Below are 8,400 nucleotides of genomic sequence, written 5' to 3'. Positions count from 1 at the left end.
ATATTTTGTTCGTTTCGTCGCTGTAGCCTTCTTTGTTTTCGCTACGCTCAAATACAATTTGGGCTACGCAACTCAACTCACGCGCATTCATCCCACGCTCCTAAGAGTGAGACGTGGGGCTTCTGCTGATTAAGCTAAATTCTGATATAGTATAAGTATAATCTACCCCACTACGCTCGGATATTTTGATAAAATCCCGTTTCAAGTGCGCCCAACATAGTGTTTAAGACAAGTTATCTGGTTTGGCTGTTCTTAAAGGAACACGAATCAGATGATAAGCACCCTTGGTGGCTAAACTTTTGTAATTGTCTGGTGGTAGGTCCATTTCTTGGAATTTTCCCTGTTCAACTAAGAGTAATAATGATGGTGGTTTAGTTGGTTGGGATGCTTGCTTTTGAATATATTCAAGAGCTTGTTGAGCAAATTTGATGTAATTAACATTTTTGTGCGTGTAGAAAGTCACCGTAGGTTTTTTGAATCCAACCATAATTAATTCTTCATTGGGTTGTTTTGATTCAACAATGAGGGCGGATAATTCTCTGAGAGGGAGTTGACGCTGTTGATCCATAATGGCAACAGCAGGCATTAAAACGATCGCAATAAAGGCGATAAATCCTAATAAGTTAATGGTGATGATCTGTCGGTAACGGTGAGTTAAGATGAGAATGGCGGCGGTAATTGTAGATAGCAACCAAATTATGCCTCCAAATTTGAGGATGCCTGATTTCTCCATTTGTACATATAATTCAGGAGCAGCGGGATCAGGTCCAGCAATTCGGGTAAGATGAAAGAGAGCGATCGCCAGAATAGTCAAGAATCCTACGTTTATCCAAGCACTGAGGCGTAAAAATTTGGGAGGCGTTGGGGTAATAGTAGGTGAACTGGAGAAAAGATCACTCCAAAATAATGCCACAAGCATTGCCGCTGCTGGCATTAAGGGTAATACATAGCTGGGCAGTTTGGTGACGGAAATTGTGAAAAATCCAAACACACCCAGAAACCATATACAGGTAAATAAACCTAGTTGTTGAGAGCGTTCTTGGTTTAACCAGTGCGATCGCTGCAAAAGATTGACTCTAACTAGAGCCGCAGGGATGTACACTGAATAGGGTGCAAACCCCAACAAAACTACTAAAAAGTAAAAATACCAAGGGGCTGAATGACCATTAACGACTTCGGTGAAACGGTCTATATTGTGATAGATAAAAAAGGCATTAATAAAATTCCAGCCGTTGCGCCAAGTTACTAAAACATACCAGGGAAGTGATAGCAATAAAACGATCCCCATGCCCAAAATCGGCCGCATTTCCCGCCACAATTCCCAGAATTTCCCGACATATACGGCAAAAGCAATCATAATCAGTCCGGGTAAAACAATCCCTACCGGACCCTTCGTTAATATTGCCCCAGCCATTAATACATAACAAGCTAAATACCATTGATTAGGAAGTCGCCAATTACCAATGACTATTGAGGAATAATTTTGAGCATATCCCAAATAGAAGCATAATAATGTTGCACCGATACAGCCGGTAAGCAACATATCGGAAACGCCAGTTCTCCCCCAAACAATCATTTCTGCGTTGAGTGCCATTAAGGCTGCGGCAATGGCGGCTGTAAAGTAACGTCTGGGCAAGTTGGTAACTTGTTCTAATTCGTCTTTTCTGGCAAAATACCACTGCACAGTATAAAACGCCAAAGCAATTACACCCATTGCTGCCAATGCTGAAGGGATACGAGCAGCCCATTCATTTACTCCCATAATAGAGTAGGCGATCGCCTGACACCAATAAATCAAAGCAGGTTTATCAAAGCGAGTTTCACCATTAAAAAACGGCGTAATCCAATCACCAGTTACCAGCATTTGCCGGGAAGCTTCAGCAAACAGCGGCTCAGTTTCATCAATCAAGCCCACATTCCCCAAATTCCAACCAAAGGCTATCCAACCAATCACCAATAACCACAGGGACGACACAGCCACAAATAGGACTGGACGCTGTTGTAAATTATTCAACCACTTATCAACCACGTTACGATTAATACTAAATTTTATGTTCATGAATTAATACTTAAAGACACTGTAATCATGTCTTGCCAATATACAATAGGTTACAATTCAAAATTCCAAAAACTCCTGACTCCTGAATGGGCGCAAGCCCTGCGCCCCTACCTTAACACCAACTGCCATTCTTGAGTTTGAGGATTCCATTGTGGAGAAGAAGTTTCTCCCACAACATAGGGACCCCAATAGCGTCGAGAACCATCTTGAGCAAAAGCCACTAAAATATCACCTTTCTCTAGCTTTAAATTACCTTGAGGCAAGGATAAAATTAACCCGTTCTCATTTCCCTCTTGGGGAGCAAAATCCCAATGAGCCGGAATACCAGATTTAGATTTATTCGCAGTGGCACTTTTTTGAGATGATTGTCTAGCTAATAATGCTAGACGTACAGGTTGGGTAGTTTTGTTGCTCATCCGAAGTGATCCAGCAATCTTGGTTTTACTATCTGAATCAAACCGATAGGCTACAACTGTAGACTGATTTTTTTGTGAACTTGATTCTACTGATTCACTTGGTGTACTATCTAGGTTGACTGCATCAGCACTATTGACCGTGTTTGTAACTATAGGTGAATTTTTTTCTGGATTTGTAGACTCAAAGGAGATTCTCATATCCAGGCATCCAGTGATGATCCCCATGAATCCTACTACAGAAAAACCGATAATGAAGTTACGATACCGATAGAGGCAGTTTTTCATAATGATTATAGATATAGAAATAAGATTTTTTGCCAGCTAAACCCAAGTAATTGGTAATTATTCTCGTTCCCTGTTCCCTGTTCCCTGTTCCCTGTTCCCTGTTCCCTGTTCCCTGTTCCCTTCTTCATGCAAAATACTCGCCTGAACAACCTATTAGAAACAATTTATAGAAGCTTGAGTGAATGGTTTCTCAATCCTTGGCGACGGTTATCATTACTACTCATTAGTTTCTTGTTTGGCTTTTTTTTGGGATCGGCAGTATCAACAACTGCTGGACAGAAAGCAGAATTAGACATCGTAGTAGCTGGATTTTTAGTGCTATTAACTGAAATCACCAGTAGGATATTTTACAGTCGTAATTTTTTTGCTCGGCAAGCATTTTGGGTAGAAACACTCAACTATCTCAAGGTTGGTTTTATCTACAGTCTATTCCTAGAAGCCTTGAAACTGGGTTCGTGATTTTATGAGTGGCGAATGGCTAAGTAAAATTTTGACAACGGACACATCCTGGCAAGTATTAGCACAAACCGCAGCATTGGTAAATCCTCTGCGAGCTAAAGTGTTTAATATTACTGCTGAGAATGTGGTCGAAGCTATCCAAAACAGAGGGGATTTACTGAAGTTAGTTTTCCCTGATTTTAGTCAATTTTGTCAAACTAGCCTAAAAACTGATCCTCAAGGAATGTTGCAGGTATTGTGGGATGTGTGGCTACCTTTGGGAATGAAAATTGCAGCACAGCGTCAAGAGTTAGGGAAACCTTTCATCCAGGGAATTTTAGGCGCACAAGGCACGGGTAAAACCACAATGTCCGGGGTGCTGAAGTTGATTCTCCAGCAGTTGGGATACAGGACATTAAGCTTGTCTTTGGACGACTTGTACAAAACTTATAGCGATCGCTTGGCTTTAATGGAGCAAGATTCCCGTTTAGTTTGGCGCGGTCCGCCTGGAACCCACGATATTCACCTAGCTTTCAGTGTACTCGATCAGATTGCTCAAAGCAAGAGTCCTGTGATAGTTCCTAGATTTGATAAATCTGCTCATGGGGGTGCAGGCGATCGCACTACTTCTGAGATGATCACAAATCCCATAGATATTGTTCTGTTTGAAGGTTGGTTTGTGGGTGTAAAACCAATTCCTCCCCAAGCATTATTGACTCCACCACCACCTATTCTTACAGACGCAGATAGACAATTTGCCTCTGATATGAATCATCAACTGAAAAGTTATTTACCACTATGGGAAAAATTAGATAGTTTAATAGTTCTTTACCCCACAGATTACCGTTATTCATTAACATGGCGCAAGCAAGCCGAAAGACAAATGATTACTGCTGGTAAATCAGGAATGAGTGACGCACAAATAGAAGAATTTGTGAATTATTTTTGGCGTTCTTTACATCCTGAATTATTCATTAATCCTTTAGTAAAATCATCAGAAGTTGACTTAGTAATTGAAATTAATGCTGATCATAGTTTTGGAAAAATCAGAACAACTATCTGAGGTTATTAAATTCATCTTCTGTAATTTCTAATTGTTTAAGAATTTCCTGGAATAGCCAACCGCCGATTTCAGCATTTCCATGAATAGGAATAGTTGTTGCACGACCATCAGAATGCTTCCAGCGAGCATGACTACCTTTCTGACGAATTTTCTCAAAGCCTAATTTTTTGGCAACTTTTTCTAAAGTTTTGGCTTTAGCTGGCATAAGCAATAGTTACCTCAATATCATTAGGTAGGGATTTACCAGCCTCTAAATATTCTTCCGATAGCATTTCAAAAACATGGTTTAACTCTGAACGAGCTTCTTCATGGCTTTTTCCCCAAGCATGACATCCTTTAATTGCGGGAACGTAAGCAACAAATGTGCCATTATCATCGGGGCGTAAAATAATTGTATAGTCAATTAGTTTTTTGTTTATCATATTATTTCCTTGTTAAATACTTGTGATTAAAAAGCGATTTTCCTGACTCGTGGACGGGGAAACCCCGCCCCTACGGATAAATTACTTCCCTGTTTGGAGTGTTTCCACTAAATCATAAAAAGGTTGCCAATTATCGTCTTCAGTAATTCGTTCCCAAACGGACTCAATTACAGGTCTTAATAAAGCTGTTTTAGGATTAGATTCAGCTAGAGTTTTCCCAATTTTATCCATTTGATCAAGATCCAAATGATTGAGAATTTTATGATAAAGAAAACACCAATTATCAAAAGTTGCTGATGTTCCTAATGGGGGAATAATTTCTGAACCATTCATCACCAAAGCGGGATCATCTCGCCATTTACTAGAAAAGGTAGCAGCTATATCAGCAAAGAATTGATGATAACCAACTTGACTATCATGTAAAAAGGTAATAGTTAACCGCACAAATTCATCAGCTTCCTCTAACTGTAAATTTTCAAAACCCAATTTTCTCAACATTAAAGCCCGATATTCAGCTTGGTAATATTCAGCAAACTTAGATAAAGCCGCATCCAAATCACCTTGATCAATTATCGCCTTTAAAGGTTCTTGCAAAAGTTCTAAATTCAACTTGCAAATCCCTGGTTGCTGGCTGTAACAATAACGTTTATAATAATCGAAATATGCCGCCGTAAATTGGAGATCGTAAGTAGGAATAAACGCATAAGGTCCATAGTCAAAACTTTCCCCGGTAATGGACATATTATCAGTATTCAAAACTGCATGACAAAAACCCGCAGCCATCCACTGGGCTACTAATTCGGCGACACGCTGGACTAATTCGGCATAAAATAAAGCATACTTATCATTTTCAGCCTGCAAATGGGGATAATACTGTTCAATAACATGATCTAACAGCTTTTGAGTTAAATCAGGTCTTTTAAAATAGTTTAATCGTTCAAAAGTACCAAAACGAATATGAGATTTACTCATGCGAATCATTACAGAAGAACGAGTTGGCGAAGGTTCATCACCGCGCCACAAACCTAAACCCGTTTCAATCATACTCAGACAGCGAGAAGTACGAACTCCTAAACGATGAAGTGCTTCAGCGGCGAGAACTTCCCGCACTCCCCCTTTAAGGGTTAACATTCCGTCACCACCACGGGAGTAGGGAGTTCTTCCCGAACCTTTTGTGCCAAAATCGTATAATTCCCCATCAATCCCCCGCACTTGTCCATAGAGAAAGCCTCTACCGTCACCTAATTGGGAGTTATATTGTCCAAATTGATAACCGTGATAACGTAGTGCTAACAGGGGTTCTCGTCCCTCAAATTTACCAAAAGCGTTAATAAAATCTTCGTCTTTAACTACTTGGGGAGCAACTCCTAAGCGTGGTAGTAGTGCGTCATTGCGCCAGCGTAAAATATGTTGGGGAAATTCTTCCGCGACAACCTGATCATAGTAATCATTACCTAAAGATTCTAGGGCTGGTTCATAATTGAGGTTAAGTAAAGGATTAGTAGAATGGGTGTGATTGGGAGTTTCATCCAGAGCCATAAAAATTACGCTTAATTGATATTTCTTTAATAATAGACTTTTACCCGAGGTAGTGCGTAAACCATTCACTCGCCAGTTGTGCTACTGCCGCTAATTTACCTCGTTCTTCAAATAAATGGGTGGCTCTAGGAATAATCTCCAGCCGTTTGACTGAGTGCAACTGTGCCAGTGCATCCTCATTCATTGCTATTACGGGCGTATCGTAACCGCCAACAATGAGCAGCGTTGGTGCTTTGACATGAGATAATGCTGAACCCGCTAAATCAGGTCGTCCACCACGGGAAACAATAGCTTGTACTGACCCTGGACGTTCTGCGGCGGCAACCAGGGCTGCACCTGCTCCTGTACTAGCACCAAAGTAACCTACTTTGAGGTTACAAGTATCTGGGTTATGTACTAGCCAATCTGTCGCCCCAACTAACCGGGATGCTAATAAACCAATATCAAAGCGTAAATGTCTGGTTCGCAAATCAATTTCTTCTTCTTCAGCAGTGAGCAAATCAATTAATAAAGTTGCTAGTCCCGCCTGTTGTAAGACTCCGGCAGCATAGCGATTACGAGGACTATGACGGCTGCTACCACTGCCATGAGCAAACAATACTACACCCATAGCACCATTAGGAATCATCAAATTCCCCTCTAAGTTAACCTTACCTGCTGTCACTGACACCAGATGTTCTTGGGGGTGCTGTGCTAATGTTCTATCCATAACCTCAACCTCCATTTACGAATTATTAGCTACCAGTAATTTTCGCCTTGTCAACAGTTCACATACCTCTGTGTCGTTTGTTTGCTGAAAATCTTCGTACCAAATACCGATGGCACACAAATCATCTAGCATCATTAAGCACACGACTTGATCTACTTCTGCTTGCAGTTCTTCACAGGTAGATGCTGCTGCAACTGGAACTGCAACCACCAGTTTACGGGGCTGTTGCTTTTTTAATGTCGCGATCGCTGCTCGGATAGTAGCACCCGTAGCAATGCCATCATCAACTAAAATAATAGTATGATTTTTAACTTTTGGTAGGGAAAGATTACCCCGATAGCTATGGCTACGGCGGTCTAATTCCCGCATTTCGATAGCTGCTACTTCATTAATAGTTTCTGGGGAAATCCGCAACCAATCAACGACATTCTCATTAATTACACGCACCCCTCCGGTGGCGATCGCACCCATGGCAAGTTCTGTGTGTCCAGGTACACCGAGTTTCCGCACCAAGCAGACATCTAATGGGGCATCAAGTTCCTTTGCCACCTCATAAGCTACAGGCACACCACCACGGGGAAGCCCCAATACTAAAACATCTGGACAATTGGCATACTCTGTTAACTGGCCAGCTAAGAGTTTACCCGCTTGCGTCCGATTACGAAATCTTTGCACCATATTTTATACCTCTTGTTATTGACAGGTGGGGCTGTGGACACGACGTTATTTAGTGATTTGCTGCCAAGCTGCATCTAAAGCCGATTTTGTGCGCTCAGTCCCACGGGAAATACTCTGTTGCAAACTCTGCCATTGTTCTTGCAAAAACTCCGTAGCCTCTTCTAAGGCGTGATGTGGATGCGCAGATTCAACCGTAATTTGATCCAAGCGGTGAAGATTGTCTGGAATGTCTGGCACTGGATGGTAATAAATTGACACCGCACCCATACCTATTCCAGCAATTCCCTGTACTGGTAAATAAGCTTCCTCTCCCGAAAAATAGGCAATACGCCCGGAATCATCGAGCCAGACTTCTTCTAACTCAGCAAAACGAGCAGATGTCGAGCTATCTATGGCTATTGAACCGATAATTTGACTATGACGCACAACATTGAGCATATTTCCCCTCCCATACTCCCTATTTCTGAGGAGTTTGATTAATACAACACAACGGCTGATCTTTTGCCACCTTGTTGTTTGGAACTGGAACTCTACTTTGAGGGTAGCAAGAAAATCGGAGAAATTGTTCCATCAAATTGTAGAAAAAATGTAGAAGAAATTAATCCCAGGAGAACAAACTTAGTTATTAAGCAATAACATTCCTTAATTAAGTAGGGTTTGCTGAAAAAGTTATCTGTGAGGGTTAGGAGTCAGGAGTCAGGAGTCAGGAGTCAGGAGGAAGAATTAGAAAGATATAAGAATAGTCTCAAATTCCAGAAAGTGATAGGTTTTTAATGGTTTCAATGCTTATT

At 41.2% G+C, this 8,400-nt stretch carries 10 protein-coding genes; 2 read left to right on the top strand and 8 right to left on the bottom strand.

The genetic code is table 11. From position 1 onward, the window contains the following. Window positions 1-223: 223 nt before the first annotated feature. Both PN471_RS12765 and PN471_RS12760 read right to left on the bottom strand, forming a co-directional pair. Window positions 224-2,059, bottom strand: a complete 1,836-nt coding sequence (locus PN471_RS12765) for an ArnT family glycosyltransferase (protein WP_271777164.1) — start codon at window positions 2,057-2,059, stop codon at window positions 224-226. Window positions 2,060-2,166: 107 nt separating this feature from the next. Beyond that, window positions 2,167-2,760 (bottom strand): hypothetical protein, encoded by a 594-nt coding sequence (locus PN471_RS12760; RefSeq protein ID WP_271777163.1) that lies wholly within the window; start codon window positions 2,758-2,760, stop codon window positions 2,167-2,169. A 126-nt stretch (window positions 2,761-2,886) separates the two neighbouring features. Between PN471_RS12760 and PN471_RS12755 the strand changes: the two genes are divergently transcribed. Both PN471_RS12755 and PN471_RS12750 read left to right on the top strand, forming a co-directional pair. Next, window positions 2,887-3,219, top strand: coding sequence for a DUF565 domain-containing protein (locus tag PN471_RS12755; RefSeq protein WP_271777162.1), 333 nt, complete (start codon window positions 2,887-2,889; stop codon window positions 3,217-3,219). A 4-nt stretch (window positions 3,220-3,223) separates the two neighbouring features. After that, on the top strand, window positions 3,224-4,261 hold the full coding sequence (locus tag PN471_RS12750) for a glycerate kinase (protein WP_271777161.1): 1,038 nt from the start codon (window positions 3,224-3,226) through the stop codon (window positions 4,259-4,261). Here the strand turns inward: PN471_RS12750 and PN471_RS12745 are convergent. The 6 genes from PN471_RS12745 to PN471_RS12720 form a co-directional block, all read right to left on the bottom strand. Beyond that, complete coding sequence (locus PN471_RS12745; RefSeq protein ID WP_271777160.1) at window positions 4,254-4,466, bottom strand: type II toxin-antitoxin system HicA family toxin; 213 nt, start codon at window positions 4,464-4,466, stop codon at window positions 4,254-4,256. The genes PN471_RS12750 and PN471_RS12745 overlap by 8 nt on opposite strands. After that, window positions 4,456-4,683, bottom strand: a complete 228-nt coding sequence (locus PN471_RS12740) for a type II toxin-antitoxin system HicB family antitoxin (protein ID WP_271777159.1) — start codon at window positions 4,681-4,683, stop codon at window positions 4,456-4,458. The genes PN471_RS12745 and PN471_RS12740 overlap by 11 nt, the downstream gene beginning before the upstream one ends. Window positions 4,684-4,764: 81 nt before the next feature. Beyond that, the gene (locus tag PN471_RS12735) at window positions 4,765-6,222 is read right to left on the bottom strand and encodes a protein adenylyltransferase SelO (RefSeq protein WP_271777158.1); all 1,458 of its coding nucleotides are present in this window, start codon (window positions 6,220-6,222) and stop codon (window positions 4,765-4,767) included. 40 nt (window positions 6,223-6,262) lie between these two features. Beyond that, window positions 6,263-6,931, bottom strand: coding sequence for a dienelactone hydrolase family protein (locus PN471_RS12730; protein ID WP_271777157.1), 669 nt, complete (start codon window positions 6,929-6,931; stop codon window positions 6,263-6,265). Window positions 6,932-6,946: 15 nt separating this feature from the next. Continuing rightward, window positions 6,947-7,609: a phosphoribosyltransferase gene (locus PN471_RS12725; RefSeq protein ID WP_271777156.1), complete on the bottom strand. Its 663-nt coding sequence runs from the start codon at window positions 7,607-7,609 to the stop codon at window positions 6,947-6,949. A gap of 45 nt (window positions 7,610-7,654) precedes the next feature. Then, window positions 7,655-8,047 (bottom strand): hypothetical protein, encoded by a 393-nt coding sequence (locus PN471_RS12720; RefSeq protein WP_271777155.1) that lies wholly within the window; start codon window positions 8,045-8,047, stop codon window positions 7,655-7,657. Window positions 8,048-8,400: the final 353 nt, after the last annotated feature.

The organism is Aphanizomenon sp. CS-733/32 (assembly GCF_028330045.1).
GTDB lineage: Bacteria > Cyanobacteriota > Cyanobacteriia > Cyanobacteriales > Nostocaceae > Dolichospermum > Dolichospermum gracile.
The sequence above is the reverse complement of the archived record's forward strand: the minus strand, read 5'-3'. Positions and strand labels throughout refer to the sequence as shown.

Excerpts from the sequence above, each read along its gene's own strand:
- PN471_RS12765 (WP_271777164.1), bottom strand. The coding sequence starts at position 2,059 with ATGAACATAAAATTTAGTATTAATCGTAACGTGGTTGATAAGTGGTTG.
- PN471_RS12760 (WP_271777163.1), bottom strand. The coding sequence starts at position 2,760 with ATGAAAAACTGCCTCTATCGGTATCGTAACTTCATTATCGGTTTTTCT.
- PN471_RS12755 (WP_271777162.1), top strand. The coding sequence starts at position 2,887 with ATGCAAAATACTCGCCTGAACAACCTATTAGAAACAATTTATAGAAGC.
- PN471_RS12750 (WP_271777161.1), top strand. The coding sequence starts at position 3,224 with ATGAGTGGCGAATGGCTAAGTAAAATTTTGACAACGGACACATCCTGG.
- PN471_RS12745 (WP_271777160.1), bottom strand. The coding sequence starts at position 4,466 with ATGCCAGCTAAAGCCAAAACTTTAGAAAAAGTTGCCAAAAAATTAGGC.
- PN471_RS12740 (WP_271777159.1), bottom strand. The coding sequence starts at position 4,683 with ATGATAAACAAAAAACTAATTGACTATACAATTATTTTACGCCCCGAT.
- PN471_RS12735 (WP_271777158.1), bottom strand. The coding sequence starts at position 6,222 with ATGGCTCTGGATGAAACTCCCAATCACACCCATTCTACTAATCCTTTA.
- PN471_RS12730 (WP_271777157.1), bottom strand. The coding sequence starts at position 6,931 with ATGGATAGAACATTAGCACAGCACCCCCAAGAACATCTGGTGTCAGTG.
- PN471_RS12725 (WP_271777156.1), bottom strand. The coding sequence starts at position 7,609 with ATGGTGCAAAGATTTCGTAATCGGACGCAAGCGGGTAAACTCTTAGCT.
- PN471_RS12720 (WP_271777155.1), bottom strand. The coding sequence starts at position 8,047 with ATGCTCAATGTTGTGCGTCATAGTCAAATTATCGGTTCAATAGCCATA.